Annotated in this window: 29 protein-coding genes; 6 read left to right on the top strand and 23 right to left on the bottom strand. The window is 67.0% G+C overall.

The genetic code is table 11. The features are described 5' to 3' along the window. Positions 1 to 10: 10 nt before the first annotated feature. Complete coding sequence (dinB, locus tag ACLQ3J_RS13605) at positions 11 to 1,282, top strand: DNA polymerase IV (RefSeq protein ID WP_425903591.1); 1,272 nt, start codon at positions 11 to 13, stop codon at positions 1,280 to 1,282. A gap of 23 nt (positions 1,283 to 1,305) precedes the next feature. On the opposite strand, the gene ACLQ3J_RS13600 is transcribed toward dinB, so the two are convergent. After that, entirely contained in the window at positions 1,306 to 1,869 is a 564-nt protein-coding gene (locus tag ACLQ3J_RS13600; protein ID WP_422424199.1) for a PaaI family thioesterase, read from the bottom strand. A 98-nt stretch (positions 1,870 to 1,967) separates the two neighbouring features. Between ACLQ3J_RS13600 and disA the strand changes: the two genes are divergently transcribed. Further along, positions 1,968 to 3,050, top strand: a complete 1,083-nt coding sequence (gene disA, locus ACLQ3J_RS13595) for a DNA integrity scanning diadenylate cyclase DisA (RefSeq protein WP_169622779.1) — start codon at positions 1,968 to 1,970, stop codon at positions 3,048 to 3,050. A 9-nt stretch (positions 3,051 to 3,059) separates the two neighbouring features. Here disA and ACLQ3J_RS13590 read toward each other — a convergent pair whose 3' ends face one another. Both ACLQ3J_RS13590 and ACLQ3J_RS13585 read right to left on the bottom strand, forming a co-directional pair. Beyond that, the gene (locus ACLQ3J_RS13590) at positions 3,060 to 3,794 is read right to left on the bottom strand and encodes a hypothetical protein (protein ID WP_169622780.1); all 735 of its coding nucleotides are present in this window, start codon (positions 3,792 to 3,794) and stop codon (positions 3,060 to 3,062) included. Between the two features lie 57 nt (positions 3,795 to 3,851). Then, the gene (locus ACLQ3J_RS13585) at positions 3,852 to 4,478 is read right to left on the bottom strand and encodes a carbonic anhydrase (protein ID WP_169622781.1); all 627 of its coding nucleotides are present in this window, start codon (positions 4,476 to 4,478) and stop codon (positions 3,852 to 3,854) included. 93 nt (positions 4,479 to 4,571) lie between these two features. Here ACLQ3J_RS13585 and ACLQ3J_RS13580 point away from each other — a divergent pair, with 93 nt between their 5' ends. Then, positions 4,572 to 5,453 carry an A/G-specific adenine glycosylase gene (locus tag ACLQ3J_RS13580; protein WP_425903587.1) on the top strand — a complete coding sequence of 294 codons (882 nt, stop codon included), beginning with the start codon at positions 4,572 to 4,574 and terminating at the stop codon, positions 5,451 to 5,453. Positions 5,454 to 5,484: 31 nt separating this feature from the next. Here ACLQ3J_RS13580 and ACLQ3J_RS13575 read toward each other — a convergent pair whose 3' ends face one another. After that, entirely contained in the window at positions 5,485 to 6,225 is a 741-nt protein-coding gene (locus tag ACLQ3J_RS13575; protein ID WP_296551641.1) for an alpha/beta fold hydrolase, read from the bottom strand. Between the two features lie 33 nt (positions 6,226 to 6,258). Here ACLQ3J_RS13575 and ACLQ3J_RS13570 point away from each other — a divergent pair, with 33 nt between their 5' ends. Both ACLQ3J_RS13570 and ACLQ3J_RS13565 read left to right on the top strand, forming a co-directional pair. After that, positions 6,259 to 6,564 carry an antibiotic biosynthesis monooxygenase family protein gene (locus ACLQ3J_RS13570; protein WP_422424202.1) on the top strand — a complete coding sequence of 102 codons (306 nt, stop codon included), beginning with the start codon at positions 6,259 to 6,261 and terminating at the stop codon, positions 6,562 to 6,564. Beyond that, complete coding sequence (locus tag ACLQ3J_RS13565; RefSeq protein WP_169622784.1) at positions 6,564 to 7,076, top strand: DUF1990 family protein; 513 nt, start codon at positions 6,564 to 6,566, stop codon at positions 7,074 to 7,076. The genes ACLQ3J_RS13570 and ACLQ3J_RS13565 overlap by 1 nt, the downstream gene beginning before the upstream one ends. Here the strand turns inward: ACLQ3J_RS13565 and ACLQ3J_RS13560 are convergent. Continuing rightward, a complete protein-coding gene (locus ACLQ3J_RS13560; protein ID WP_425903585.1) occupies positions 7,052 to 7,747 on the bottom strand; it encodes a DsbA family oxidoreductase in 696 nt (231 codons plus the stop codon). The genes ACLQ3J_RS13565 and ACLQ3J_RS13560 overlap by 25 nt on opposite strands. 36 nt (positions 7,748 to 7,783) lie before the next feature. Continuing rightward, entirely contained in the window at positions 7,784 to 8,224 is a 441-nt protein-coding gene (locus ACLQ3J_RS13555) for an OsmC family peroxiredoxin (RefSeq protein ID WP_169622786.1), read from the bottom strand. Positions 8,225 to 8,390: 166 nt separating this feature from the next. Here ACLQ3J_RS13555 and ACLQ3J_RS13550 point away from each other — a divergent pair, with 166 nt between their 5' ends. Then, positions 8,391 to 8,996: a TIGR03086 family metal-binding protein gene (locus tag ACLQ3J_RS13550; protein WP_425903583.1), complete on the top strand. Its 606-nt coding sequence runs from the start codon at positions 8,391 to 8,393 to the stop codon at positions 8,994 to 8,996. A 78-nt stretch (positions 8,997 to 9,074) separates the two neighbouring features. On the opposite strand, the gene ACLQ3J_RS13545 is transcribed toward ACLQ3J_RS13550, so the two are convergent. The 17 genes from ACLQ3J_RS13545 to hpt all read right to left on the bottom strand — a co-directional run bounded on the left by ACLQ3J_RS13545 (position 9,075) and on the right by hpt (position 26,512). Next, complete coding sequence (locus ACLQ3J_RS13545; RefSeq protein WP_169622788.1) at positions 9,075 to 11,615, bottom strand: ATP-dependent Clp protease ATP-binding subunit; 2,541 nt, start codon at positions 11,613 to 11,615, stop codon at positions 9,075 to 9,077. 259 nt (positions 11,616 to 11,874) lie between these two features. After that, positions 11,875 to 13,305 (bottom strand): phospholipase D-like domain-containing protein, encoded by a 1,431-nt coding sequence (locus ACLQ3J_RS13540; protein WP_296551648.1) that lies wholly within the window; start codon positions 13,303 to 13,305, stop codon positions 11,875 to 11,877. A gap of 152 nt (positions 13,306 to 13,457) precedes the next feature. Next, positions 13,458 to 13,817, bottom strand: coding sequence for a histone-like nucleoid-structuring protein Lsr2 (locus tag ACLQ3J_RS13535; RefSeq protein ID WP_169622790.1), 360 nt, complete (start codon positions 13,815 to 13,817; stop codon positions 13,458 to 13,460). A 100-nt stretch (positions 13,818 to 13,917) separates the two neighbouring features. Then, on the bottom strand, positions 13,918 to 15,429 hold the full coding sequence (lysS, locus tag ACLQ3J_RS13530; protein ID WP_169622791.1) for a lysine--tRNA ligase: 1,512 nt from the start codon (positions 15,427 to 15,429) through the stop codon (positions 13,918 to 13,920). 66 nt (positions 15,430 to 15,495) lie between these two features. Continuing rightward, a complete protein-coding gene (locus ACLQ3J_RS13525) occupies positions 15,496 to 15,945 on the bottom strand; it encodes a rhodanese-like domain-containing protein (RefSeq protein ID WP_169622792.1) in 450 nt (149 codons plus the stop codon). A gap of 91 nt (positions 15,946 to 16,036) precedes the next feature. Next, entirely contained in the window at positions 16,037 to 16,867 is an 831-nt protein-coding gene (locus tag ACLQ3J_RS13520) for a type III pantothenate kinase (RefSeq protein WP_169622793.1), read from the bottom strand. A gap of 2 nt (positions 16,868 to 16,869) precedes the next feature. Then, positions 16,870 to 17,307: an aspartate 1-decarboxylase gene (gene panD, locus ACLQ3J_RS13515; RefSeq protein WP_169622794.1), complete on the bottom strand. Its 438-nt coding sequence runs from the start codon at positions 17,305 to 17,307 to the stop codon at positions 16,870 to 16,872. Between the two features lie 37 nt (positions 17,308 to 17,344). Further along, positions 17,345 to 18,283 carry a pantoate--beta-alanine ligase gene (gene panC / locus ACLQ3J_RS13510; RefSeq protein ID WP_425903577.1) on the bottom strand — a complete coding sequence of 313 codons (939 nt, stop codon included), beginning with the start codon at positions 18,281 to 18,283 and terminating at the stop codon, positions 17,345 to 17,347. Next, positions 18,276 to 19,211, bottom strand: a complete 936-nt coding sequence (locus ACLQ3J_RS13505) for a Rossmann-like and DUF2520 domain-containing protein (RefSeq protein WP_425903575.1) — start codon at positions 19,209 to 19,211, stop codon at positions 18,276 to 18,278. Before ACLQ3J_RS13505 ends, panC begins: the two co-directional genes overlap by 8 nt. A gap of 156 nt (positions 19,212 to 19,367) precedes the next feature. After that, entirely contained in the window at positions 19,368 to 20,198 is an 831-nt protein-coding gene (locus ACLQ3J_RS13500) for a DUF6779 domain-containing protein (RefSeq protein WP_425903573.1), read from the bottom strand. Positions 20,199 to 20,296: 98 nt separating this feature from the next. Next, a complete protein-coding gene (locus tag ACLQ3J_RS13495; protein WP_169653251.1) occupies positions 20,297 to 20,770 on the bottom strand; it encodes a DUF3180 domain-containing protein in 474 nt (157 codons plus the stop codon). After that, positions 20,767 to 21,306 (bottom strand): 2-amino-4-hydroxy-6-hydroxymethyldihydropteridine diphosphokinase, encoded by a 540-nt coding sequence (gene folK / locus ACLQ3J_RS13490; protein WP_169653250.1) that lies wholly within the window; start codon positions 21,304 to 21,306, stop codon positions 20,767 to 20,769. The genes ACLQ3J_RS13495 and folK overlap by 4 nt, the downstream gene beginning before the upstream one ends. Then, entirely contained in the window at positions 21,303 to 21,671 is a 369-nt protein-coding gene (folB, locus tag ACLQ3J_RS13485; RefSeq protein WP_169622799.1) for a dihydroneopterin aldolase, read from the bottom strand. Before folB ends, folK begins: the two co-directional genes overlap by 4 nt. Further along, positions 21,668 to 22,489, bottom strand: a complete 822-nt coding sequence (gene folP, locus ACLQ3J_RS13480) for a dihydropteroate synthase (RefSeq protein ID WP_378528776.1) — start codon at positions 22,487 to 22,489, stop codon at positions 21,668 to 21,670. Before folP ends, folB begins: the two co-directional genes overlap by 4 nt. Before the next feature lie 32 nt (positions 22,490 to 22,521). Further along, positions 22,522 to 23,139 carry a GTP cyclohydrolase I FolE gene (gene folE, locus ACLQ3J_RS13475; RefSeq protein ID WP_206037364.1) on the bottom strand — a complete coding sequence of 206 codons (618 nt, stop codon included), beginning with the start codon at positions 23,137 to 23,139 and terminating at the stop codon, positions 22,522 to 22,524. Positions 23,140 to 23,213: 74 nt separating this feature from the next. After that, entirely contained in the window at positions 23,214 to 25,700 is a 2,487-nt protein-coding gene (gene ftsH, locus ACLQ3J_RS13470) for an ATP-dependent zinc metalloprotease FtsH (protein ID WP_169622802.1), read from the bottom strand. Positions 25,701 to 25,957: 257 nt separating this feature from the next. Further along, a complete protein-coding gene (gene hpt, locus ACLQ3J_RS13465; RefSeq protein ID WP_169622803.1) occupies positions 25,958 to 26,512 on the bottom strand; it encodes a hypoxanthine phosphoribosyltransferase in 555 nt (184 codons plus the stop codon). Positions 26,513 to 26,527 lie beyond the last annotated feature (15 nt).

Raw genomic sequence — 26,527 nt, 5'->3', positions numbered from 1 at the left:
GTGCGAACATATGTTCGTGTCCGGTGAAGCCACGATCATGCATGCCGATCTCGACGCGTTCTACGCGTCGGTCGAGCAGCGCGACGATCCGTGGCTGAGGGGGAAACCGATCGTCGTCGGTGGCGGCGTGGTGCTGGCCGCCAGTTACGAGGCGAAGGCCTACGGCATCAAGACCGCGATGTCGGGGCGCGCCGCGCGAGCGCTGTGTCCCGGGATGATCTCCGTTCCGCCCCGCATGGAGGCGTACGCCCGGGCGTCGCGCGATGTGTTCGCGGTGTTCGACGACACGACCCCGATCGTCGAGGGCATCTCGATCGACGAGGCGTTCCTCGACGTGTCGGGAGTACGCCGCATCTCGGGTGAGCCCCTCGAGATCGCGGCGCGGTTGCGGCGCAGAGTGGCCGACGAGGTGGGGCTGCCCATCACCGTGGGCATCGCTCGGACGAAGTTTCTCGCCAAGGTTGCCAGCGGAGTCGCGAAACCCGACGGGCTGTTGCGTGTCCCGCCGGAGGCCGAACTCGATTTCCTCCACCCGCTGCCGGTCGAACGACTCTGGGGCGTCGGGAAGGTCACCGCCGCGAAACTGCACGCCCACGGGCTGCGCAAGGTCGGCGACATCGCGCAGCACTCCGAATCCGACCTGGTGGCGCTCCTCGGCGCCGCAGCCGGGCGCCATCTGCACGCACTCGCCGTCGGTCACGATCCACGCCCTGTCCGGCATCGCGGACGCAGTTCGATGGGCGCGCAGCATGCCCTGGGCCGCGGGCCGCACAGCGACGAGTCCGTGGAGGCGACGCTGCAACTACTCGTCGACCGGGTGTGCCGCCGTATGAGGCGGGCACACCGTCTCGGCCGCACCGTGGTGTTGCGACTGCGGTTCGCCGACTACGCGCGGGCCACACGGTCGTACACGCTCGGCAGCCCGACCGCCCGCACGGACCTGATCGGCGACACCGCCCGTGCATTGCTCTCGGCGGCCCGCCCGCTGATCGCCGAGCGAGGAGTAACCCTGGTGGGCATCGCGGTCACCAACCTCGACGGGGAAGGCACCGAGCAGCTCGAGTTGCCGTTCGATCAGGACGTACCGGCCGGCCCCCGACGCGAATGCCCGGTCTCCGGAGAGGAGCCGGGTCGCGTCACGCACTCGCCGATCGACCGGCACGCGCTCGACTCGGTGCTCGACGACCTTCACGGAAGATTCGGCGCGGGTTCGGTCACGTCGGCGACACTGCTCGGCCGCGACCATCGCCCGGGCGTGCCGCTGCTACCCGATACGCAGTGACCGAGCACCGCGCCCGGCACGCATCAGACCGCGGAGATGTCCTGGTCGCTGCCGGGCAGTCCGTCGGCGAAATTCTTCCCCTTGGCGAAATGCTCGTGGCCCACGACGATGAACAACCCGTAGGACGACCCCACGATCACGTCGGGATCTGCCAGCGGCCCCTCGACGATCCGGGCCTCCGAGCGCGTGTAGACCTTGCGGCGGACCGTGCCCTCCACCCGGGCCCGCAACTCGAGTACCGCACCGAGCGGGATGGGACGCGCGAAGTCGATGCCCAGATGGGCTGTGACCACAGCCGAGCGCAGTGCGGCGTTGCAGGCCATGCCCTGCGCCTCGTCGAACGCGGTCATCAGGATGCCGCCGTGGATGAAGCCCGGACCGCCCTGGTAGCGCTTGGCGACCTCGAACCGTCCGATCACCTCGAGTCCCTCCCCGGTGGTGAACTCCATTCCGAGGCCGGTGGGCTGATCATCTCCGCATCCGAAGCACTTGGACCAGTGCTGGGGCACAGGAGCCCCCGGGCCGGGGTGGTCGGCCGGAGGCTCGGGAAGAACGACGTCGTCGGGCAAGGTCCAGGTACTGCTCATGAACAAGTAATGTAGTTGCGCGGTCACGGGAGCCTTTTTCTTCCCTCCCTGGAATGTGACCACGACCGCAGGATCCGGACACGGAAGGAATCTGCCACATGACCGAGTCGGCGCGGTCCGCGACGCTCAGCGACACCATCGCCCGACTCGCCCCCGGCACCGCCCTGCGCGACGGGCTCGAACGCATTCTGCGCGGCCGCACGGGCGGACTGATCGTTCTCGGTTTCGACGAGAAGGTCGCGGCGCTGTGCGACGGCGGCTTCGAACTGGACGTGGAATTCGCACCGACCCGGATGCGCGAGCTGTCGAAGATGGACGGCGCCGTCGTGGTCTCGACCGACGGCACCCGGATCGTCCGCGCCAACGTCCAGCTCGTTCCCGATCCGAGCATCCCCACCGTGGAGTCCGGTACCCGCCACCGGGCCGCGGAGCGCACGGCCATCGAAACCGGTTATCCCGTCGTGTCGGTGAGCCAGTCGATGAGCATCGTGAGTGTGTACGTCGCGGGACGCCGGCACGTGATCAACGACTCGGCGACGATACTTTCGCGCGCCAACCAGGCCGTGTCCACGCTCGAGCGCTACAAGGCGCGGCTCGACGACGTCACCCGGCAGCTGTCGGTGGTGGAGATCGAGGACATCGTCACGCTGCGCGACGCGCTCACGGTGGCGCAGCGGCTCGAGATGATGCATCGGCTGTCGGTGGAGATCGAACAGGACGTGCTCGAACTCGGTACCGACGGCCGCCAATTGGCACTCCAGCTCGAAGAACTGGTCGGCGACAATCAATTGGCCCGGCAGCTCATCGTCCGCGACTATCTGTCGGGTGACGAGCCACCGTCGACGCGGGGTGTGGAGCAGGCACTCGATCGCCTCGCCGGCCTCAGCGACACGGACCTGCTGGACCTGACCACGCTCTCGAGAGCGTTCGGCTATCCCGACACCATCGAAGCGCTCGATGCGCCGATGAGTCCCCGCGGATACCGGGTGCTGCACCGCGTGCCGCGCCTGCAATCCCAGCAGATTCATCGGCTTGTCGCCGCATTCGGCACGTTGCAGGGTCTGCTCGCGGCCACCGCGGCGGATCTGCAGGCCGTCGACGGCATCGGCGCGCTCTGGGCGCGCTACATCCGGGAGGGACTGTCACGGCTGGCCGAATCGGCCATCAACCATTACGACTGACGCTGCGATTCAGGGCGTGATGTTGAACGGCTCCGGCGTACTGCGGAGCCCGCCGAGTTGACCGACCACCGTGTACGCACCCGGACCGACGGGCTCGCGCGGCGACGCGCACCCCGGCTCGGACGTCGACGCGGACCACTTGACGGAGTAGGCCGCCTGATCTCCCGGTTGCAGAGTCCGCATGTCGGATGTGGGCTCGGGGAAGCAGTCGGTGTTGGACCACAGTCGCTCGTTGCCGTCGAGCGTGTACACGAGAACCTGCTGCAGTCCGGCCCCGAGGTCACGGTCGCATTGTGCGGTGCCGATGTTGGTGATGACGATCGTGAAACCGGGCTCGGTACCCGTCTGGTAGTTGGGCTCGTCGGCGGTGACACGCACCGCGAGCGACTGGTCGGGGCACTGGCCCGGCGGGACCGCCGCGGCGGTCGTCTCGGCTCCTGACTCCTCCGGCGAATCCGCCGTCGTCGTGCCGGACGTCGATCCGCCCGAGCCCGACGAGGTATCTCCTTCGCCGTCGGAACCGTCGCTCTGCGTGCTCGTCGTCTCTGCGGCACTCGACGAAGGCTCGGTGCTGGAGGTCAATGTGGACTGAGCTGCCGCGGGTTCCGGTTCGGTGTCGCCGCCGCCGGTCAGGGCGACGACGAGCCACACGACCAACGCCAGCACGACCACAGCGACGACGATCGCGAGCATGCGTCGTCGCCGATAGATCTCGGGGGGCAATGGGCCGGTGGGTTCAAGCACGCCTCACACGGTAAGTGCCAGCCCGGATGCGCTGCGGCATAGCGCTCGGCGTGTCGCTCAGTCGGCGGTCACACCGATGTCGCCGATGTGCCCCTGCAACTGGACGTGACCGTCGTCGAGCCGGTAGGTGACGCCGGCGATCGCGCATCGTCCGTCGGCAACCCGCTCGGCGATGATCCGCGACCGGTCGGTGAGAAGACGCCCGGTTTCGACGACGTGCCGCACCTCGAGTTCGTCGACGGTGGACAATCCGTCCGCCCGGCCCATCAGGATCGACGGCGCGACCCGCTCGATGATGCTCCGAATGTGACCGCGGGGAACCTCACCCGTGTCGAGTGCTGTCAGCGTCGCGCCGACGGCACCGCAGCTGTCGTGCCCGAGCACGACGATGAGCGGCACCCCCAGGACCTCGACCGCGTACTCGATCGAGCCCAGCACGGAGCTGTCGATGACATGTCCGGCCGTCCGGACCACGAACATATCGCCGAGACCCTGGTCGAAGATGATCTCTGCGGCGACTCGGGAGTCGCCGCAACCGAACAACACCGCGGTGGGATGCTGACCGTTGACCAGTTCGGCCCGGCGATCGATCCCCTGGCTCGGATGCTGCGGAGTACCGGCGACGAATCGCTGATTACCCTCGGTCAGAGCTTTCCAGGCGGAGATCGGGTTTGAATTGGGCATAAGGGCATTATTCACCCGGGACCTTCGCGACCCTCACGCAGTGGTCCCACTGCGGTGCACAACGGTCCCGCATCCGGGACAGGAGGAGAAGAAATGCCTGTTGACGCCACTTCGCTGGCGCGTTGGTACGCCGCGGAAGCACGCGACCTGCCGTGGCGCCGCGACGGTGTGACGGGCTGGCAGATCCTCATGTCGGAGGTGATGCTGCAGCAGACCCCGGTCGTGCGCGTCGTGCCGATCTGGGAGGAGTGGGTACGGCGCTGGCCAGTGCCGTCGGCGATGGCCGCGTCGAGTCAGGCCGACGTACTGCGTGCCTGGGGGAAACTCGGCTACCCCCGGCGCGCGTTGCGCCTGCACGAATGCGCGGGGGTGCTCGCCGCGCAGCACGGCGACCGCGTCCCCGAGGACGTCGACGTGCTCCTGACACTGCCCGGCGTCGGTGCCTACACGGCGCGTGCGGTCGCCTGCTTCGCCTACGGGCGGCGGGTGCCGGTGGTGGACACGAATGTTCGCCGCGTCGTCGCTCGCGCCGTGCACGGTCGCGCAGAGCCGGGAAACCCTTCCACCACGAGAGATCTCGCAGACGTCGAGGCTATGCTTCCGCGCACCCGTGCGAGGGCGGCGACGTTCTCCGCCGCCCTGATGGAACTCGGCGCGACCATCTGCACCGCCCGGACACCGGACTGCGGACGGTGTCCCTTACCGGAATGCGCATGGGTGCAGGCCGGTCGGCCGGCCCACGACGGTCCCGCGAAACGCGTGCAGAAGTTCGCCGGGACCGACCGTCAGGTCCGGGGGCGTCTGATGGCCGTCCTCCGGGAGAGCACGGGACCTGTGGAACGGCCCGCGCTCGACAGTGTGTGGCTCGACGATCCCGGGCAGCGCGACCGGGCGCTGCACTCGCTCCTCGTCGACGGACTGGTCGAGCAGACCGACGACGGCCTGTTCGCCCTTGCCGGCGAAGCGGGTCGCTGATCTCGTCCTGCTGTAGTCCGGTCCGCGGCTTTCAGGGCAGGCCGGTCAGGAATTCTTCGACGGCCGCGCGATACTCGCCCGGCCGATCGTCGTGCACGAGATGCCCGGCACCCTCGATGCGGACGTAGCCGGTCCCCGGGCGGCGCTTCGCCATTTCCCGCATCTGCCCCGGCGGAGTGATCGTGAACTCGCCCTCGATCAGCAGAGCGGGGACGGTCGAGGCCGTCCACTCGTCCCAGAAGTGCCTCCGGCCCCACTCTTCGGAGATGTCACGGAATGTCGAGACGTCGCCGTGCAGGTACCAGCCGTCCGCGCGACGGCTGAACGAGTCGAGGAAATAGCGTCCGGCGACCGGACCGAAGAAGTCGAGCACCGCGTCGTCGGTGGGGAAAGGCTGTGGCCACTGCCCCACCATCGCCGCCCAGTTCTCGGCGGTCCGGCCACGGAAATCGGGTGCCATGTCTTCGAGGACGAGCGCGGCGACCAGGCCCGGGTGCGCCGCTGCGAGGCACCACGCGTGCAGCGCACCCATCGAATGCCCGATCACGACGAACGGTTCGGTGTTCTCGTCGAAGTGGGCAGCCAGGTCGGCAACGAACGCGTCGGTGCCGAGGTTCGCGGGCGCCGCGCGGCCGTGACCCGCCGCGTCGAACGAATACACGTGGCCGTGCTCCCGGAGCCACGGCACCTGGCGACGCCACGTACGCGCGCTTCCCATGAGACCGTGCAACAACAGGATCGGCCGTCCGCTACCACCTTCGTCATGCAACACAGTGGCCCAAGGTAGCGGAGTAATGTCGCGACCATGGCAGTCGTGAAGATCAACGCAATCGAAATCCCCGAAGGTGCCGGATCCGAACTGGAGAAGCGGTTCGCCAATCGCGCGCACACCGTCGAGAATTCGCCCGGGTTCCTGGGCTTCCAGTTGCTGCGCCCCACCGCGGGTGAAAACAGGTACTTCGTGGTCACCCAATGGGAAACCGAAGAGGACTTCGCCGCATGGCGGGACGGCGGCGCGCGGGCCGCTCACGCCGGTGAGGCGAAGAACCCGGTCGCGTCCGGCGCGTCGCTCCTGGAATTCGAAGTCGTCCTCGACGTCAAGAAGTCCTGATGACCGCGCCCGGGAATTCCGGGCGCGAGTTGACGTATCGGGAGGTGGGCGCGTCGCACGGCGCGCTCCCCGCCGGATACCGCCACGCGGCCGTGGAGCGTGAACTGGGCAACGGCGCCGCCACATTCGACGTCGCCGTTGCCCGTCTGTTCGCGTGGGACATGCACCGCGCCGCCGGAATCCGTGTCGCCCCCAGCACCCCTGCGCCGGCGGTCGGCGTCGACGTGCAACTGCTGTTCGGCATCGGGCCGGTGCGGTTTCCCGCGTGGTGCCGCGTGATCGACGTCGTCGATACGCCGCGGCGACGGGGATTCACCTACGGCACTCTGACCGGTCACCCCGTGAGCGGGGAAGAGAGCTTCCTCGTCGAACACACCACCGACGGCCGGGTCGTGGGCCGGGTGGTGGCATTCTCACGCCCCGGGCGCTGGTACACGCGGCTCGCCGGTCCGGCAGTCCCGCTTCTGCAGACGCTGGGTGTTCGCCGCTACCTGGCGTCCCTCACAGACTGATCTTCCTCGCTGTCGACGTCCTCGATCGCACGCTGCAGCAAGGCGAGAAACACGTCCTCGGGCTGTGCACCCGAGACCGCGACAGCGCGGTTGGCGACGAAGAACGGAACACCTGTGACGCCGAGCTGACGCGCCGCGAGCAGATCCGCACGTACCGCGTCCGCTGCGGCGTCGGATTCGAGTGCGGCGCGAACGAGATCCGCGTCCAGTCCGGCCGACGCGGCGATGCGCACCAATGTCTCGCGATCGTCCACGACGTCGCCCTCGACGAAATGCGCGTGGAACAACGCCTCGACAAGGTCTTCACCGCGTGCGCCGGCGAGGTGCACGAGACGGTGCGCGTCGAACGTATTGGCCGCGATCACCGTGTCGAAGTCGATCTCGACACCGACTTCGGCTGCGGCGCCCGAGACTTGCGAGAACATCTGCCGAACCTGCTCGAGCGGCATGCCCTTCGTCTCCGCGAGGGCTTCGGCTTCGGGCTTGCGCCTCCCCACCGGAGTCTCCGGTGCGAGCTGGTAGGAACGCCACGTGACCTCGACACGGTCGCGGTGCTCGAATTCGTCGAGTGCCGCCGCGAACCGGCGATTGCCGATGTAGCACCAGGGACACGCAATATCCGACCAGACTTCGATATGGGCGGTGGGGAGGGCAATCCGGGGAGTCGTCACGACTCGTCCAACACGCGCGCCCGGAGCGCTGTTCCCTCAGGACTCGAGGGCAGCGTCCAGGGAGATTTCCACGCCCGTCAGCGCCTTGCTCACCGGGCAACTCGCCTTGGCGTCCTGCGCTGCCTTCATGAAGCCGTCGGCGTCCAGTCCGTCGACTTCACCGCGCACCTTCAGCGTGATGCCCGTGAGCCGGAACCCACCGGCCGGATCCGGCCCGAGCGATACGTCGGCGCCGACGTCGAGACTTTGCGGGGTTCCTCCCGCTTCCGCGATCAACGCGGAGAGTTGCATCGCGTAGCAGGCGGAGTGCGCCGCGGCGATCAGTTCCTCGGGGCTGGTGGTGCCGTCGGCGTTCTCCGCCGATCGCTTCGGGAACGAGACATCGAACGTGCCGCGGCCCGAACTCGTGAGTTCGACCTGCCCGGCTCCGTTCTGCAGGTCGCCGTTCCAAGCAGTTCGCGCGGTCCGTGTGGGCATCCTGAATCCTTCCTGTGGGGTATGGGGGTTTCGGGATGCGTACCCGAGCCCGTCCGAAACCACACTCGCAGTCTTTCCCGCGCCCCGGGCGGAACGAGGTCTCGATACCGCATCGCTCGCCCGATTCGGGACCGGGTCCGGCGCCGTGACGACGGATCCTGTGTGCATGACCACTGCCCAGCATGATCCTCGTCCACTGTTTCGCAGCGCTCTGGGGTGGGCGGGTGACTTGTTCGCGGGTGTCCGCCCGGAACAGATGACCGACCCCACGCCCTGCCCCGAATTCGATGTCCGGACACTCCTCGGGCATCTCGCCTCGACTGTCGATCGTGGCCGAGTCATCGGCATGGGTGGCGACGTCCACTCGGTCCCCGAGGTCCTCTCGTCACCAGACGACGCATGGCCCGGCACGCTGGATGCCGTCACCACGCGGTACTGGGAGGTGTGGGACGACGACACCCTCCTCTACAGGCCCGTCACCGCCCCGTGGGGCACCTTTCCCGGGCGGGCCGCCGTGCTGGTCTCCCTCAACGAGGTACTCGTGCACGGCTGGGATCTGGCCGTGTCCACGGGCCAGAATCCGGAGGCGGACCCGGCACTGGCCCGCGCTGCTCACGAGATCATGGAGCGTGCCCTGCCTGCCTCTCCCCGCGGTGGGGAGGTGCCGTTCGGTCCCGTCGTCGACTCGACTCCGGATGCCGGCCCGACCGAGCGACTCGCCAACTGGTGCGGCCGCGTGACCGCCCCGTGGATGCGACCGGGCGACGCCTGACGGCCGCTACCCCGTCGACGCCGAGGGGCGGTACCCGTACGGGTACCGCCCCTCGGCGTGTCTATCGGAACCGCGATGTCAGGCTTCCGGCTCCCCTTCGGGGGTCTTCGCCATGACGACCGCCGGGGTGTCGGGCACCTCGGCCGGCTTCTCGCTCGGCGTGAACGTGAACTTCGCGTTCTCGCCGGCGCCTTCGCCGTCCCAGTTCTCGACGTCGACGAGGACGATATGGCCGGAGCCGATCTCGCCGAACAGGATCTTCTCGGAGAGCTGATCCTCGATCTCGCGCTGGATGGTGCGGCGGAGCGGACGGGCGCCCAGGACCGGGTCGAATCCGCGCTTCGCGAGCAGCGACTTCGCCTTCTCGGTGAGCTCGATGCCCATGTCCTTGTTCTTCAGCTGCTTCTCCACGCGTCCGATCATCAGATCGACCATCTGGATGATCTGATCCTTCGTCAGCTGGTGGAAGACGATGATGTCGTCGATACGGTTGAGGAATTCGGGCCGGAAGTGCTTCTTGAGCTCGTCGTTGACCTTGTTCTTCATCCGCTCGTAGTTGGACCCGCTGTCGCTGCCGTGGGTGAAGCCCAGGCCGACAGCCTTCGAGATGTCCGACGTACCGAGGTTCGACGTGAAGATCAGCACCGTGTTCTTGAAGTCCACCGTGCGTCCCTGACCGTCGGTGAGACGACCGTCTTCGAGGACCTGCAGGAGCGTGTTGTAGATCTCCTGGTGGGCCTTCTCGATCTCGTCGAAGAGCACCACCGAGAACGGCTTGCGGCGCACCTTCTCGGTGAGCTGGCCGCCCTCTTCGTATCCGACGTAGCCGGGGGGCGCACCGAACAGACGCGACGCGGTGAACCGGTCGTGGAACTCACCCATGTCGATCTGGATGAGCGCGTCGTCCTCACCGAAGAGGAAGTTCGCCAGCGCCTTGGAGAGCTCGGTCTTACCGACACCGGACGGACCGGCGAAGATGAACGAACCGGACGGACGCTTCGGGTCCTTGAGCCCGGCACGCGTACGCCGGATCGCCTTCGCGACAGCCTTGACCGCGTCCTCCTGGCCGATGATCCGCTTGTGCAGCTCGTCTTCCATGCGGAGCAGACGGGTGGTCTCCTCCTCGGTGAGCTTGAACACGGGGATACCGGTCCAGTTCGCGAGAACCTCTGCGATCTGCTCCTCGTCGACCTCTGCGATCACGTCGAGGTCGCCCGCACGCCACTGCTTCTCACGCTCTGCACGCTGCGCGACGAGCTGCTTCTCCTTGTCGCGCAGGCTTGCAGCCTTTTCGAAGTCCTGCGCGTCGATCGCCGATTCCTTCTCGCGACGGGCGTCGGCGATCCGGTCGTCGAACTCGCGCAGGTCCGGCGGTGCGGTCATCCGGCGGATGCGCATACGCGCGCCCGCCTCGTCGATGAGGTCGATCGCCTTGTCCGGCAGGAAGCGGTCGTTGATGTACCGGTCGGCGAGCGTCGCGGATGCGACGAGCGCCTTGTCGGTGATCGAGACGCGGTGGTGCGCCTCGTACCGGTCCCGGAGTCCCTTGAGGATCTCGATGGTGTGCTCGACCGTCGGCTCGCCGACCTGGACCGGCTGGAAGCGACGCTCGAGGGCGGCATCCTTCTCGATGTACTTGCGGTACTCGTCGAGGGTGGTCGCACCGATGGTCTGCAGCTCACCACGGGCGAGCTTCGGCTTCAGGATCGACGCGGCGTCGATCGCGCCTTCGGCGGCACCTGCGCCGACGAGCGTGTGCAGCTCGTCGATGAACAGGATGATGTCGCCGCGGCTGTTGATCTCCTTGAGCACCTTCTTGAGGCGTTCCTCGAAGTCACCGCGGTAACGGCTGCCGGCGACGAGCGAGCCCAGGTCGAGCGTGTAGAGCTGCTTGTCCTTGAGGGTCTCGGGGACCTCACCGTTCACGATGGCCTGCGCGAGGCCTTCGACGACGGCGGTCTTACCGACACCGGGCTCACCGATCAGCACCGGGTTGTTCTTGGTGCGGCGCGAGAGCACCTGCATGACCCGCTCGATTTCCTTGGCCCGGCCGATGACCGGATCGAGCTTGCCTTCGAGCGCGGCCTGCGTGAGGTTGCGGCCGAACTGATCGAGGACGAGGGATGTCGACGGGGTGCCGGACTCGCCGCGGCTCGTGCCGGATTCCGCGGGTTCCTTGCCCTGGTAACCGGAGAGCAGCTGGATGACCTGCTGCCGGACCCGGTTGAGGTCGGCGCCGAGCTTGACGAGGACCTGAGCGGCCACGCCTTCACCCTCGCGGATCAGCCCGAGCAGGATGTGCTCGGTACCGATGTAGTTGTGGCCGAGCTGCAGCGCTTCGCGCAGGCTCAGCTCGAGGACCTTCTTGGCACGCGGAGTGAAAGGAATATGCCCGGACGGTGCCTGCTGACCCTGGCCGATGATCTCTTCGACCTGGCTCCGGACACCTTCGAGGGAGATCCCCAACGACTCGAGAGACTTCGCCGCCACACCCTCACCCTCGTGGATGAGGCCGAGGAGGATGTGCTCCGTGCCGATGTAGTTGTGGTTGAGCATCCTGGCCTCTTCTTGAGCCAGGACAACGACGCGCCGCGCGCGATCGGTGAACCTTTCGAACATCGCACTCCCTCACACTCTCCGGCCGCAGAATCCGATACGCGATCGTCCCGGATCTCTGCTGCCGCTCTTAGCTCCGGCACTCGAGTCGTTCATCGGAACCGGTGAAGGTTCCACGTTCCCACTGCACACTCTAGTTGGCGTGGTATCGACCCGCTCTCCCTCTACCCTTCGGAGGTTGGGGAAAAACCCGGCTATAGGTTGTAACGCTGCACGTGGCAGATACGTTTCCGCAAGCTGTACGCCAGAAGCGAACAGGCCGTCAGCCTGCGAGGACGCGCTGTAGACGCCTTCCGAGGCTGCGCGGGGCACGCTCCGGGTCCGCGAGGCTGCTCTCGGCGAGCACGCTGTCCTCCCCATCCACGGTAGCGGGTTCGAAGGGACGCAGCGAACGGCCCGGCCCGCGGAAGCGCTCGACCGCCGCGAGCAGCGAGCCCCCGTCCGCCGTGGCTTCCTCGATTTTTCCGACGTCCACGCCGAGGTGCTCGGCGAGCAGCGTGTTGCGCAGGTCGACCGCGGCCCTGCCCACCCGGTCCCCGGGTTCTGCCGCTTCGATCGCGAGATCACACTCGGTGTCGAATCCCATGGAACGGTTGTTGAGGTTCGACGAACCGATTCGCAAGACGCTCTCGTCCATCACGACGACCTTCGCATGGACGTAGATCGGGTTGCCGCCCTCGGTCACCGGGTAGTACGCGCCGAAGCGGCCGTGCACGTCGGCGTCCCACAGCAGGTGGAGAAGAGCACGCCGGGCGCCGTCCATCGCCTTCTGTTCGAGCCAGCCGTCGGCGTTGCGCGGAAGTACGAGCACGATTTCGGGGCCGTCCGGTTCCTGCAGTCGCGCCGCGAGCGCCTCCGCGAGGGTGCGCGATGCCAGGTACTGGCTCTCCAGATACAGGGTGCTGCGTGTGTTCTCGATGATGGCGAGGTACAGCGCTTCGATCTCGTGGACGCCCTCCTGATCGCCGTACGTCGGCAACGTACGCGCGATCGAGACGTCGACGTCGCGCACGGTCGGCTCGAGTCCCTCGGGCCAGATCGGTTCGGTTCCTTCGACGGGTCCGAGTTCTTCGCCGGTAGCGGCCTTCCAGCGCGCTCGGGCCAGTTCGCCCAGCGCTCGCGCGGCCTCGCCGTCCACCGCAGTGGTGACGTCGTGCCACGGGCCGTAGCGCTTGCCGGTCGGTTCCCGGCGGTATCGGCTCCGGTCCGCGTGGTCGGAGGTGTCCCACCGATCGACGGTCATGTCGATTCCACCGCAGAACGCGATTTCGTCGTCGACGACGATGATCTTCTGGTGGTGTGCGGCACCCACCGGGTGCGCACCGTCGATCTCGAGGTGTAGCCGTGAGTCGGTGAACCAGTCGAGTACGAACACAGGCGTCATCCCACGGCCGAGGGCACTGAAGGCCCCGATATTCCACTTCAGCAGATAGACCTCGAGGTCGGGACGGTGGCGCGGCAGCCACTTCAGAAAAGCGCCGAGCCTGTTCGGGCCCTCGAGGGTCTTGCCGTCCGGTTCGAATTGGATCCGGGTGTCGAAATCCCAGCCGATGAGTATGATCCGTTTTTTCGCGCTGAGCATCGCGGATTTCACGTGATGGAAATAGGTGGCGGCGTCGACGATCGAAGTAAGATTGGCCGCACGTGCGGTGCGCCAACACGTTTTTCCCGGCTCGAGCACTCTGTCAACCATCCTGCGAATCCTACTCCGGCACGGTTAGGTCCCCCAGAAATGTGTTGTGCAAAACAGAGGACCCCACACCGCCGGGTCCGAGCCCTGACGTGCACAGAGGCGCCGCCACCAGGTGACGACGCCCCCGCGGGATCACTCCTGCGTCGGAATTCCTAGTGGGCCTGGTTGTAAGCTTCCACGATTTCGGCGGAGATGCGGCCGCGCGCGGAGACCGGCCAATCGTTGTTCCGCGCCCATTCACGAATTGCGGCAGTCTGTTCACGATCCGAGCCGGCCCGTGCGGGCTTGCGCGTGGTGGGAGTGGTCGACGGACCGACCTTGCCGCGCTTGCGGCCCCCCACCTTTCGTGCGTGCTCGATCCAGAATTCCAACTGGTCGCGCAACTTGGCAGCATTCTCTTCGGACAGGTCGATCTCGTAGGTAACTCCATCGAGTCCGAACTCCACCGATTCATCTGCGGCCGTTTCCTGGTCCACATCGTCGATCAGAGTGACGGTGACCTTCTTTGCCATGTGTTGAGAATCCTCTCGAATGAAGAAAGCGGTCCCCCCCGGGACAGGACCACGATACCCCGGAATTAACCCATGGCAATACGAAACTCGGTGGGTGGAATTAACGCGTGGTCGGACGAACAATCGGAAACAGGATTGTTTCCCGGATTCCCAGGCCGGTCAGCGCCATCAGCAGACGGTCGATTCCCATTCCCGTCCCCGTCGTCGGCGGCATTCCCTGTTCCATGGCCGAGAGGAAATCTTCGTCGAGAACCATCGCCTCGTCGTCGCCGGCCGACGCGAGCCGCGCCTGATCGACGAAACGCTCACGCTGGATCACCGGATCCACGAGTTCCGAGTAACCCGTGGCGAGTTCGAAACCGCGAACGTAGAGATCCCATTTCTCGGTGACGCCCTTCACCGAGCGGTGATCGCGCGTGAGAGGCGATGTCTCCACCGGGAAATCACGCACGAAAGTCGGCGTGTACAACTGGTCGCCGCACATGTGCTCCCAGAGTTCCTCGACGAGCTTGCCGTGGCCCCAGCCCTTGCCCTCCGGAACCTCGAGACCGACACGTCCCGCGAGGGCCTTCAATTCGTCGACCGTGGTTTCCGGAGTCACCTCGGAGCCGATCGCCTGCGACAGAGACGGGTACATTTCGAGGGTCTTCCATTCACCGCCGAAGTCGTATTCGGTGCCGTCGGCCAGAGTGACCACATGGCTGCCGAACGCCGCCATCGCGACTTCCTGGATGACCTCGCGGATCATCTTCGCCGAATCGTCGTAGGTGCCGTACGCCTCGTAGGTTTCCAGCATCGAGAATTCGGGTGAGTGGGTGGAGTCCGCACCCTCGTTGCGGAAATTCCGGTTTATCTCGAAGACCTTCTCGATCCCACCGACGACGCAGCGCTTGAGGAACAACTCGGGAGCGATGCGCAGGAACAAGTCCATGTCGAGTGCGTTCGAATGGGTGACGAACGGCCGCGCGGCGGCACCACCGTGCAACGTCTGGAGCATCGGCGTCTCGACCTCGAGGAAATCGCGGCGCTCGAGAGCATTGCGCAGTTCGCGCACCACCGCGACCCGCATCCGCGCGTTCCGGCGGGCGTCGGGGCGGACGATGAGGTCGACGTAACGCTGACGAACGCGTGTCTCCTCGTTCATCTCCTTGTGCGCGACCGGCAGCGGGCGCAGCGCCTTCGACGCCATGCTCCAGGAGTCGGCCATGACGCTGAGTTCGCCGCGGCGCGAGCTGATGACCTCACCGTGGACGAACACGAAGTCGCCGAGGTCGGTCTCTGCCTTCCATGCCGCGAGAGCGTCTTCTCCCACACCGGCGAGACTGATCATGACCTGAAGCTGAGTGCCGTCGCCCTCCTGCAAGGTGGCGAAGCAGAGCTTGCCGGTGTTGCGGAGGAAGATGATGCGTCCGACCACGCCCACCTGTTCGCCGGTTGTGGCGTCGGGTTCGAGGTCGGGATACGCGGCGCGGATCTGCGCCAGGGTGTGTGTCCGGGGCACGACGACCGGATAGGCGTCCTTACCCTCCGCCAAGAGTCGTTCGCGCTTGTCGCGGCGGACCCGGATCTGCTCGGGGGTATCGTCGGGCTGCTGAACACTGGCATCACTCACGGGTAACCAGACTATCCGAAAGCCCTGGGCTTTTATCCCGCAGCTACCGCACCGCGTGCGGCAGAGTCAGTGTGCGGTGACGCGCGCCACGTCTTCGGCGACATGCCGGGCCACGGTGACCGCGTCGACGAGATTCGCCGATTTGACGGCGGCGTAACCGCCCACGAGCGCGGTTGCACCCCGCAGCCCGCGTCGGCGCAGGTCGAGCACGACACGGTCGGTGTCGGCACCGTATGCGGAGACAAGGATCCACTCCTTGTCGTAGCCGGTGGCCATTGCGAGGTGATTCGGGTGGGCGGGGTCGAGCCGCTCCGGCACGAGTGCCGCGTCGATCGCCAGCGCACCGGGCAATGTGCCCTGGGCGGCCCGTTCGGAATGCCGGCGGATGTCCACGACGACAGCGCCGCGCGCAACGGCCGCGGCGAGTTCGGTCGGATAGGTGCGTTCGACCGCCAGCGGAAACAGAGCGATGGGGGCAGAAGAAAGAGAAGCAGAATCGAGCAGCGCAGCGCGCATGAGAAATCTCCCAGGATGTGTCGACAGTCGAGGCAGGCGTCAGCCTCGACAACACTCCTGGGCGCTCATGCAACGGATCACGGAAGCATCTTTACACAGAACCGCGTCCGGTGGAACCCGTGGCACGTGTAGCGCGTCTCACCTGATTACGTTCGAAGACCAGGCGCAGCCCTTCGAGGGTGAGATCGGGCTCGTGGTGCTCGAGCGTCCGCGATTCGGGCATGATCAACGGCGCGCTGTCTCCTGTCCCGATCACCGCGACGTCGTCGGCCCCGAATCCGGGCACCTCCGCGCACACCCGACGCACGAGACCGTCGACCATGCCGGCGAAACCGAAGACCGCGCCGGACTGCATGCACTCGACGGTGTTCTTCCCGAGAACGCCGCGGGGCCGGACCAACTCGACCTTCCGGAGCGCCGCGGACTGAGATGCGAGGGCGTCCATCGCGATCTCCACGCCGGGCGCGATGGCGCCACCGAGGAACTCGCCCTTGGCGGACACGACGTCGACACACGTGGATGTACCGAAGTCCACGATGACACACGGAGAGCCGTAGAAGTGATGGGCCGCAAGGCTGTTGACGATGCGATCGGCGCCGACCTCTTTGGGGTTGTCGACGAGCAACGGCACTCCGGTCCGGACGCCCGGCTCGACGACCACATGCGGCACCTGCGACCAGTAGCGCCCCAGCATGATCCGCAACTCGCGCAGCACCGACGGCACGGTGGACAACGCGGCGACGCCGGTGATCCGGTCGACGTCGTCACCGAGCAGTCCCCGGAAGAGCAGAGCCAGTTCGTCGGCTGTCATCTTCGGGTCCGTGCGCACGCGCCGGTCGCACAGCAGTTTCGAATGCGTCCCGCTGCCCGTGAAGACGCCCAGAACGATGTTGGTGTTCCGGACGTCGACGGCGAGGAGCATGTCTACACCAGGGACGGTGCGTCGAGTGTGGACAGCATCCGGGGGGTGATGAGACCGGATCCCTCGGGTGCGTGCGCCGGATCGTTGCCGAGTTCCACCGGACGATTGTCGGCATCGACGAACACGACGCTCGGGTTGTAGTCCTTGCATTCCTGCTCGTTCATCACGCCGTAGGCGATGAGAATGACCAGATCACCGGGACTGACCAGACGCGCCGCGGCACCGTTGATTCCGATGACGCCCGACCCGCGCTCCCCCGCGATCACGTACGTCTCGAGACGGTTGCCGTTGTCGATGTCGACGATGCACACCTGCTCTCCCTCCAGCAGGTCCGCCGCGTCCATCAGGTCCTGATCGACGGTCACCGAACCGACGTAATGCAGGTCCGCATGGGTCACCGTGGCGCGGTGGATCTTCGACTTCATCATGGTGCGGAACATGTTCGTCCTCGGCTTCCTTCTGGTTTCGCGAACTCGGTCAGCGGGTCAACAGGTCGTCGGCGACGGTGGGATCTACCTGCCCGACCGCGCGTTCGAGAAACCCGGTACCGACAGCGACACCGACGTTGTCGATCAGCCGGGTGGTACCGAGTCGTGCGGCGACGAGCAACCGGCCGTCGCCTCGTTCGGGGGCGGGTCCGAGATCGGCGCCACGCACCTCGAGGTAGTCCACCTCGATCTCAGGAGCGGACGCGAGTACGTCTCGCGCTGCCGCCAGGATGGCGTCCGGTCCACCGGCAGCCGCGTGTGCGCCGGCGACGAGCGCAGCCGACAGCGTGGTTGCGATCTCGCGCTCCTGCTCGGAGAGGTAGCGGTTGCGCGAGGACAGGGCGAGCCCGTCGGCCTCACGGACGGTGGGCACACCCACGATCCGAACGTCGAAGTTCAGGTCTGTCACCATCTGCCGGATCAACGCCAGTTGCTGGTAGTCCTTCTCCCCGAAGTACGCGGAGTTGGGCGCGACGATCTGCAGCAGTTTGGCGACAACGGTGAGCATGCCGGCGAAATGGCCGGGCCGCGAAGCACCTTCGAGTTCCGAACCGAGCGGGCCCGGGTGGATCGTGGTGCGCGGTCCGTTCGGGTACATCGCCGTAGCCGTGGGAGCGAACACGAGTTCCACGCCGGCATCCCGGAGCAGTTCGAGGTCTGCGTCGAGCGTGCGGGGGTAGGCGTCGAGATCCTCGCCGGGACCGAACTGGAGGGGGTTGACGAAGATCGACACGACGACCACCGCGCCCGTGAGCTTCGCCTGCTTCACCAGTTCCAGGTGCCCGGAGTGCAGCGCGCCCATCGTGGGTACGAGTGCGACCGTGCGGCCCACACTGCGCAACGCCTTGGTGACCTTTCTCAGGTCCTCGGGATTGTGGTGCACGGTGGTTTCTCCACGCACGTAACCGCCCTGTCGCGCTTCATTCACCGTGATCAGCCCTTTCGAGAATTTCCATCAGTTCCGGCTTCGAGCCGGTGCGCTGCGCCGACCGCAGCGACATAGCGCGGTAGCCCGCCGCGATCTGCGGGTCGGCATCGTCGAGTACCTGCAGGTGTGTAGCGACCGTGTCCGCGTCGCCGCGGGCCACCGGACCCGTGAGCGCGGACGGTCCTCGCCGCAGCACGTTGTCCAACGCGGCGGTGAGCAGAGGTTGAAGGACTCGTTCGGCGACTCCGCCCGGTGCACCGTCCACGATCTGCTGACCGAGCAACTCGTCACCGGCGAGCGCGACTCGCAGCGCTTCGACTGCGTCGGCGACAAGCGTGACCAAGTGGTTGCTGCCGTGGGCAAGCGCTGCGTGATAGAGCGGCCGCATCTGCTCGGAGACCCGGACCGGTTCGCCACCGATCTCGAGGACGAGTGCCTGCGCGATCGCGTAGCCGATCTCGTCGGCTGCGGTGATGCCGAAACAGGTGGACGCGAGGCGGGCGGTGTCTTCGTCGTGCCCGGTGAACGTCATCGCGGGGTGAACCGCGAGCGGCACTGCGCCCTGCTCCGCGAGCGGCGCGAGAATACCGATGCCGTGAGCACCGGATACGTGCAGGACGATCGTGCCCGGCTTGACGACGGAGGTGGCGGCCAGTCCGGCCACCAGCGATTCGAGTTCGGTGTCCGGAACGGCGAGGAGAAGCAGATTGCAGCGGCCGGCGACCTCGTCGACCGGCAGTATCTCGGAGTCTGGAAGGCGAACACTTGCGCGATGCTTCGAGACCTCGGACACCGCCGAACAGGCCACGACCACGTGGCCGACGCGCTCGAGCGCCGCGCCCAGTGCGGCGCCCACGCGACCTGCGGAAACGACACCGACCGATAGGCGGGCAGGCGCAGGCGCGTTGGTGATCCCGAAGGAATTCACGGGAGTCCTCTCATTCGTTCCAGTCCCGCTCAGCGGGTACCGGACGTTCGCCCGACAATAGCGCGCTGCGCTCGGCGCCCGCCACGACGGAAAGGAGTGATCTGCGCCTCACCCGGCTGTGACCAGCCGGTACCGTCCCGCGACGTGGCGCGCGGATCAGCGTTCGGACGAGAGTGCGGCGAGAATTTCCGCGACGCTCCGGCCCTCGGAATGGGCACCCTCCGCGCGGCGGCGGCCGCGTCGGCCGGTCGGGGGCTCGGCCGCTGCGGTGTGCACATCGGCAGGCTGCGGGCGCACCCCGGTGGGCGGTGCCTGGGTGGGCGGTGTCTCGGCGGGCGGTGCCTGGGTGGGCAGTGTCTCGGCAGGCAGTGTCTCGGCAGGCGGTGTCCCGGCAGGCGGTGTCTCGGCGCGCTCCTCCTGCGAGCCCACCGTGATCGTCTCCGCTGTGAGCGGCTCGTCGTCGGGCGACGCAAACGCCGGTCCGGACGGTCGCGGCGCCGTGACACGTGTCGTGGCGTCGAGTTCGCGCCGACGATCCGCCTGCCCTCCGAGTGCCACGTTCTCGTCGGGAAGCCGACCGTCGAACAGCACTTCGAGATTGCGGCGAAGTGTCGCGAGCTCATGACGCAGCGCTGCCATTTCTTCGGCGTCGATGCGCAGGTCCGACCGAACCTTTTCCTCGACCGTCAGTTCGTACTCGCGGCGCGCGGAGATCTCGCGTTCGAGCTGAAGGTCGTACACCGTCTTGAGGTCGTCGACCTTGGCCTTTTCCAGCGCCGACTCGCGGCGGTACTTGGTCATCGCAATCGCGCCGACGGTGGCCGCCCACAGTGCCACGACCACCGCGATACGCAGAACCTGCACGCTGTCGCTGACAACCAACAGCAGGGACGCGATCATGGCCAAGGCAAGCAAACCGGCGACGATCATGGATCCGGTACTGCGCCACGGACGACGATTTCTGTTCTCTCGTCCCGGGGAAACCATACTTACCAGACTACGTGTCTTCCCAGGTCGAACCAGCGATGCCCGCCCGTCTCAGCGAAATCCGTTCGGCGGCACGGATCGTCCCGCCACAGCGGCCGTCAGGTCGCGGGCTCGTTCGGCTCGTCGGGGTCCTCCGGTGCCTTGCAACAGTATTCGAGCCACAGCGCAGCAGCCACAAGAGCCACACCGGCAACTGCCCCGACGACTGCGCCGGACGTGTCTTCCATGGCGGCGCGGACTTCGGCGCGCTCCGGCAGAAGGAAGAGCAGGAATCCGGCCCATACGCCCGTACTGGCCGCTCCGACGAGCGCGGACGCCTTCGCCAGGGCGACGGAACGCGCAACCGTGATCGGGTGGATGCGGCCGGGGCCTTCCCCGATCTCGTGCTTACCGACCCGCGAGCGGATGACGAACGCGAGGACCACCTCGATCACCGCTGCCACGTACAGCGACGCTCCGGCATATACCGGGATGGCCGGCAGAGAGCCGTACAGCGTGCGCACGAGCAACCAGGTGATGACCGCCGCCAGCACGGCCAGCGCGAGCAGATCGCGAACCCGGGTCGGTTTCATCGTGCCTGTTCCCCCACGCCGGTGCCGGTCAAGTTCAGATCGGTGCGGTGCACGCCGTCACGCTCCGCCGCCTCGAGTCCGTCGAGCCAGTCGTCGACACGGCGGGTCTCCCCTTCCACGGTGAGCACCGCGTCGGGTTCCACGTCGAGCCACGGCACGAGCACGAAGGCCCTCTGGTGTGCCCGCGGGTGTGGGAGCGTCAACTCGGGATCGTCGCTGAGCACCTCTCCGTCGCCCGCGTCGCACGACACGACGTCGACGTCGAGGCTGCGCGGACCCCACCGCTCGACGCGTACCCGCTCGGCCGCCGCTTCGCATTCGCGGCCGAACCGCAACCAGTCGTCCGGTGCGAAAGCGGCGTCCTCCGCGACGATCACCGCGTTGAGAAAGTCCTGTTGCTCGACGCCGCCCCAGGGCGCCGTCGAATACACCGCGGAGACGGCCACCGCACGCCGTCCCAGCGCCTCGACCACCGAGCGCAGATGCGCCTCGCGGTCGCCGATGTTGGACCCGATCGACAGCACGGCCCGGCTCACGACACGCTCCGGGTCCGATCGACCACCACGGCGACGTCCGAGAACGTCAGCGGTATCGGCGCCGACGGCTTGTGGAGCGTGACTTCTACGCGCGACACCCGTGGGTCGGCGAGCACGCCGTCGGCGATTTCCCCGGCCACTGTCTCGATGAGGTCGCGCCCCGGGCCGGCGATGACGGCGGCGGCGGCTTCGGCGAGTTCGCCGTAGTGCAGCGTGTCGGCGAGATCGTCGCTCGCCGCAGCCGGAGCGAGGTCGAGCCACGCCACGATGTCGACGAGAAAATCCTGTCCGTCACGCTTCTCGTGGTCGAACACTCCGTGGGTGCCGCGGACCCGTAGTCCCCGCAGTTCGATCCGGTCGCTCATACGTGCATCCTCTCCGCACCGCCGTGCTGCCATGCCCGAACCACCGCGAGCGCGTCACGCGAAGCCTGCACGTCGTGCACGCGCACTCCCCACGCGCCGTGGGTCGCGGCGAGCGCCGACACCACGGCCGTCGCGACTTCACGACCCGCGGGCGGACGCACTGCGCCGTCGGGTGACGCGAGCAAGGATCCGAGGAAGCGCTTGCGGGAGGCACCGATCAGCACGGGAAAACCGAGCGCGTTCAGCTCCGGAAGGCCGTGGAGGAGTTGCCAGTTGTGGTCCGGTTGCTTCACGAATCCGAGTCCGGGGTCGAGAACGATCTTCGACGGGTCGACGCCCGCGGCGACGGCGACGTCGACCTGGGTGAGCAGCTCGTCGCGCACCTCGGTCACCACGTCGTCGTAATGCGCGGACCCACCCGCGTGGACGAACCCACCGGTGGGACGCCAGTGCATGAGGATCCACGGCACGCCCGCGGACGCCACCACCGACGCCATGTCGCTGTCGGCGCGCCCGCCGGACACATCGTTGACGATCGTCACACCCGCGGTGATCGCGGCCTCGGCGACCGACGCGCGCATCGTGTCGACACTCGTACGGATGCCTTCCGCCGTGAGAGCTTCGATGACCGGCGTGACTCGATCCGCCTCGACCTGGGGATCGATGCGCATCGCGCCGGGACGTGTCGATTCGCCTCCGACGTCGACGATGTCGACGCCGAGGTCACGGAGTTCGAGTCCGCGTGCGATGGCCGACTCGCGGTCGAGATAGCGCCCGCCGTCCGAAAACGAATCGCTGGTCACGTTGAGTACGCCCATCACGATCGGCCGCTGCTCGGCCTCGAACACGCTCACCGGCGCAGGATGAGGTCCAGGGCCTCGGCGCGCGACGCCGAACTCGTCTGGAGCAATCCACGTACAGCCGACGTGGTCGTGCTCGCCCCGGGCTTCCGGATGCCGCGCATCGCCATGCAGAGATGTTCGGCCTCCACGACGACGATCACTCCGCGCGGCTCGAGCTTGCGCACCAGTGCGTCGGCGATCTGACTGGTGAGGCGCTCCTGCACCTGCGGGCGCTTCGCGTAGAGGTCGACCACGCGTGCGAGCTTCGACAGACCCGTGACGCGACCGGTCGGGCCGGGAATGTAGCCGACGTGCGCGACGCCGTGGAAGGACACCAGGTGGTGTTCACACGTCGAGTACATCGGGATGTCGCGCACCAGCACGAGTTCCCGGTGTCCCTCGTCGAAAGTGGTGTTGAGAACCTCGTCGGGGTTGGTGAACAGGCCCGCGAACACCTCGCGATATGCCCGTGCAACGCGCGCCGGGGTGTCGCGCAGACCTTCCCGTTCAGGATCCTCGCCCACGGCGATGAGCAGTTCCCGCACGGCCGCCTCGGCGCGTGGCTGGTCGAAAACTCGCCCCGCCTCCACACTCAGCGTCTGCGACACCACGTCATCGTCGTCCATACCGGAACCCGCTGCGGTACCCACGTGATCAACCGACACCCGCCAGTCCTCCACTCTTGAAGTTGCTCGTCGTCTCAACGCTGGCCGGACGGCCCTTCCCACGGCTGCGTGGGTGGCGGTTCGGGGGTCGGATGTCCCTCGTCCCGTTGTTCATCGGAGTTGTCGGATCCCGTGCGGGTCCAATCGGGGTAACCGCCCCGGAAGGTTCCGCGCTCGTCCTGCTGTTCCTCCGGCGGCCAGCCCGGTGCCGACCAGCCGGCGGGGGCGCCGTAATCGGGTCGGGTCGCGTGCCGGGGTCCACCCGGGTACGGCGCCGGCGGGAATCCGGGCAGCGGCTCGGACGCCGGGATCGGCTGAGGCTGAGGCCGGCCGTACCCGTTTCCGGGAGCCGACGGCTGGTACTGCGGCTCCGCGGGCGCGGCGCCGGGGTACTGCGGCTGGGCACCCGGGTACTGGGGCTGCGCCGACTGCGGCTGCGCCGGCTGGGGCGCACCCGGGTACTGCGGCTGCCGGTCGTCGCCGTGCTGCGGCCGACCGTTGGAGCCGTGCGGGTCCGGCTGGTGCTGCGGCTGCTGGTGCTGCGGCTGCGGCTGCGGCGGCTTCGTCAGGCTCGGCGGCTCCGCCGGCCACGGCTCGCCACGCTCTTCTGCGAGTTCGCGCGGCGTCTTGATCGGCGGCTTGTCGGACGGGATACGGTCACCGAAATCGTTGAACGCGGTGATGCGCGGGCGCTTGTGGACATCGGCGAGAATCCGCTCGAGGTCCTTGCGGGTGAGCGTCTCGTGCTCGAGCAACTCGCCCGCGAGCACGTCGAGGACGTCGCGGTACTCGTTGAGAATCGACCATGCCTCGGTGTGCGCAGCCTCGATGAGGTTGCGGACCTCTTCGTCGATCTCGCGGGCCACCTCGTGCGAGTAGTCGGTCTGGTTCCCCATCGACCGTCCGAGGAACGGGTCGCCCTGCTCCTGGCCGTAATGGACGGCGCCGAGCTTCGCGCTCATGCCGTACTCGGTGACCATCGCGCGGGCGATCTTCGTCGCCTGATCGATGTCCGACGAAGCACCGGTGGTGGGCTCGCGGAAGATCAGCTCTTCGGCGGCGCGGCCACCCATCGCCATGACCAGGCGCGCGATCATCTCGGACCGGGTCATCAGGCCCTTGTCGTCCTCGGGCACCGTCATGGCGTGCCCGCCCGTGCGCCCACGGGCCAGAATCGTGACCTTGTACACCGGCTCGATGTCGGGCATCGCCCACGCGGCGAGCGTGTGACCGCCCTCGTGGTACGCGGTGATCTTCTTCTCGTATTCGCTGATGATGCGGCTCTTGCGGCGCGGCCCGCCGATCACGCGGTCCACGGCCTCTTCGAGCGTCGCCTCGGTGATGACCGTGCCGTTCTCGCGGGCGGTGAGCAGGGCTGCTTCGTTCACGACGTTCGCCAGGTCGGCACCGGACATGCCCACGGTGCGCTTGGCGAGACCGCCGAGGTCGGCGTTCGGGTCGATCGGCTTGCCCTTGGAATGCACCGCGAGGATCGCGCGGCGACCGGCGAGATCCGGATTGCTCACCGGGATCTGACGGTCGAAACGACCTGGGCGCAGCAACGCGGGGTCGAGGATGTCGGGCCGGTTGGTGGCGGCCATGACGATGATGCCGGAGCGGTCACCGAAGCCGTCCATCTCGACGAGCAGCTGGTTGAGAGTCTGTTCGCGCTCGTCGTGGCCACCGCCGAGGCCCGCACCACGCTGACGGCCGACGGCGTCGATCTCGTCGACGAAGATAATGCAGGGCGCGTTCTGCTTGGCCTGCTCGAACAGGTCGCGCACGCGGGAGGCACCGACGCCGACGAACATCTCGACGAAGTCCGAACCGGAGATCGTGAAGAACGGCACGCCGGCCTCGCCTGCGACAGCGCGCGCGAGCAGCGTCTTACCCGTGCCGGGAGGGCCGTACAGCAGCACGCCCTTCGGAATCTTGGCGCCGAGCGCCTGGTACCGGCTCGGGTTCTGCAGGAAGTCCTTGATCTCGTACAGCTCTTCGACGGCCTCGTTCGCACCCGCGACGTCGTTGAACGTCGTCTTGGGCATGTCCTTGGTCAGCTGCTTGGCACGAGACTTGCCGAAGCCCATCATCCCGCCGCGGCCACCGCCCTGCATACGGCTCATGACGAGGAAGAACACCACCAGCAGGATGGCCATCGGCACCACGAACAGCAGGATCGACGTCAGCCAGCTCTCCTGGGTGACCTGCGTGTTGTACTTCGGCACGCCGGAATCACCGACCAGATCGAAGATCTGCTCCGATGCCGACGCGGGGTACTTCGCGATGATCTCGGTACTGCCCTCGGTCGCATCGTCGCCGTTGTTCAGCCACAACCGGAGCTGCTGCTCACGGTCGTCGATGCGCGCCTCGCTGACGTTTTTCGCCTCGAGCTGGGAGATCGCGACAGACGTGTCCACCTTCGTGAAGCCGCGCGTGTCGTCGCCGAAGTAGCTGAAGGCGTAGATGACCAACAGGATGCCGGCGACAATCGCCAGATTACGGAACACTGTCTTGCGGTTCATACAGGTTCGGCCCGGCCGGCCGGTCCTTTCGATAGTGACGTCATCGGTGTCGTGTCGAGGGCGCTACACCCGGTGCGGTCGCGGTTTCGCGAGCAGTGACCAACCAGGCACCGCAAGGTTACCGCGTGACGACGAACCGCCGCGGAGTCGCAGCAGGTCGTTCGAACAGACAACGAACCGGCGGTGTCCCTTGTTCCCACCCACAGCGAGGCTGCGGACGGTTCATCTGCGGCGTCTGCACTCCCACCGCGCAGGTGTCAGCTGCTGTAGACCTTCGGGTGGAGAGTGCCGATGTAGGGCAGGTCCCGGTACCGCTCGTCGTAGTCGAGTCCGTACCCGACGACGAACTCGTTGGGGATGTCGAAGCCGACGTCCTTGACCTCGACGTCGATCTTCTGGGCGTCGGGCTTGCGCAGCAGGGTGACGACCTCGAGCGACGCCGGGTTGCGCGTCGACAGGTTGCGGATCAGCCAGGACAGCGTCAGACCCGAGTCGATGATGTCCTCGACGATCAGGACGTTGCGGCCGGCGATGTCCTTGTCGAGGTCCTTGAGAATCCGGACCACACCGGAGGACGAGGTCGAGGAACCGTACGAGCTCACCGCCATGAATTCCATCTGGGCCGGGATCGGCAGGGCTCGGGCGAAGTCGGTCATGAAGAAGATCGCGCCTTTGAGCACACCGATGAGCAGGAGATCACCCTCCGGGGCGCCCTCGGGGTATCGCTCCGCAATCGAGGCTGCCAGTTCGGCCGTCCGCTCTGCGATCTGCTCCTCGGAGATCAGCACCGAGGCAATGTCACCTTCGTACACCGGGTTCTACCCACC

It is taken from the genome of Rhodococcus sp. DT1 (assembly GCF_049844875.1).
Lineage (GTDB): Bacteria > Actinomycetota > Actinomycetes > Mycobacteriales > Mycobacteriaceae > Rhodococcus.
Note: the sequence above shows the minus strand (reverse complement) of the source record. Positions and strands in the feature narration are given on the sequence as shown.

Coding starts and splice junctions, on each gene's coding strand:
- ACLQ3J_RS13525 (WP_169622792.1), bottom strand. CDS start 15,945: ATGCGCGCTGCGCTGCTCGATTCTGCTTCTCTTTCTTCTGCCCCCATC.
- ACLQ3J_RS13555 (WP_169622786.1), bottom strand. CDS start 8,224: ATGCCCACACGGACCGCGCGAACTGCTTGGAACGGCGACCTGCAGAAC.
- ACLQ3J_RS13565 (WP_169622784.1), top strand. CDS start 6,564: ATGACCGCGCCCGGGAATTCCGGGCGCGAGTTGACGTATCGGGAGGTG.
- ACLQ3J_RS13545 (WP_169622788.1), bottom strand. CDS start 11,615: ATGTTCGAAAGGTTCACCGATCGCGCGCGGCGCGTCGTTGTCCTGGCT.
- panD (WP_169622794.1), bottom strand. CDS start 17,307: ATGTTCCGCACCATGATGAAGTCGAAGATCCACCGCGCCACGGTGACC.
- folB (WP_169622799.1), bottom strand. CDS start 21,671: ATGAGCGACCGGATCGAACTGCGGGGACTACGGGTCCGCGGCACCCAC.
- ftsH (WP_169622802.1), bottom strand. CDS start 25,700: ATGAACCGCAAGACAGTGTTCCGTAATCTGGCGATTGTCGCCGGCATC.
- folE (WP_206037364.1), bottom strand. CDS start 23,139: ATGGACGACGATGACGTGGTGTCGCAGACGCTGAGTGTGGAGGCGGGG.
- ACLQ3J_RS13500 (WP_425903573.1), bottom strand. CDS start 20,198: ATGGTTTCCCCGGGACGAGAGAACAGAAATCGTCGTCCGTGGCGCAGT.
- ACLQ3J_RS13495 (WP_169653251.1), bottom strand. CDS start 20,770: ATGAAACCGACCCGGGTTCGCGATCTGCTCGCGCTGGCCGTGCTGGCG.
- ACLQ3J_RS13580 (WP_425903587.1), top strand. CDS start 4,572: ATGCCTGTTGACGCCACTTCGCTGGCGCGTTGGTACGCCGCGGAAGCA.
- folP (WP_378528776.1), bottom strand. CDS start 22,489: ATGGGCGTACTCAACGTGACCAGCGATTCGTTTTCGGACGGCGGGCGC.
- dinB (WP_425903591.1), top strand. CDS start 11: ATGTTCGTGTCCGGTGAAGCCACGATCATGCATGCCGATCTCGACGCG.
- ACLQ3J_RS13585 (WP_169622781.1), bottom strand. CDS start 4,478: ATGCCCAATTCAAACCCGATCTCCGCCTGGAAAGCTCTGACCGAGGGT.
- ACLQ3J_RS13600 (WP_422424199.1), bottom strand. CDS start 1,869: ATGAGCAGTACCTGGACCTTGCCCGACGACGTCGTTCTTCCCGAGCCT.
- disA (WP_169622779.1), top strand. CDS start 1,968: ATGACCGAGTCGGCGCGGTCCGCGACGCTCAGCGACACCATCGCCCGA.
- ACLQ3J_RS13570 (WP_422424202.1), top strand. CDS start 6,259: ATGGCAGTCGTGAAGATCAACGCAATCGAAATCCCCGAAGGTGCCGGA.
- ACLQ3J_RS13540 (WP_296551648.1), bottom strand. CDS start 13,305: ATGGTTGACAGAGTGCTCGAGCCGGGAAAAACGTGTTGGCGCACCGCA.
- ACLQ3J_RS13550 (WP_425903583.1), top strand. CDS start 8,391: ATGACCACTGCCCAGCATGATCCTCGTCCACTGTTTCGCAGCGCTCTG.
- ACLQ3J_RS13520 (WP_169622793.1), bottom strand. CDS start 16,867: ATGCTCCTCGCCGTCGACGTCCGGAACACCAACATCGTTCTGGGCGTC.
- ACLQ3J_RS13535 (WP_169622790.1), bottom strand. CDS start 13,817: ATGGCAAAGAAGGTCACCGTCACTCTGATCGACGATGTGGACCAGGAA.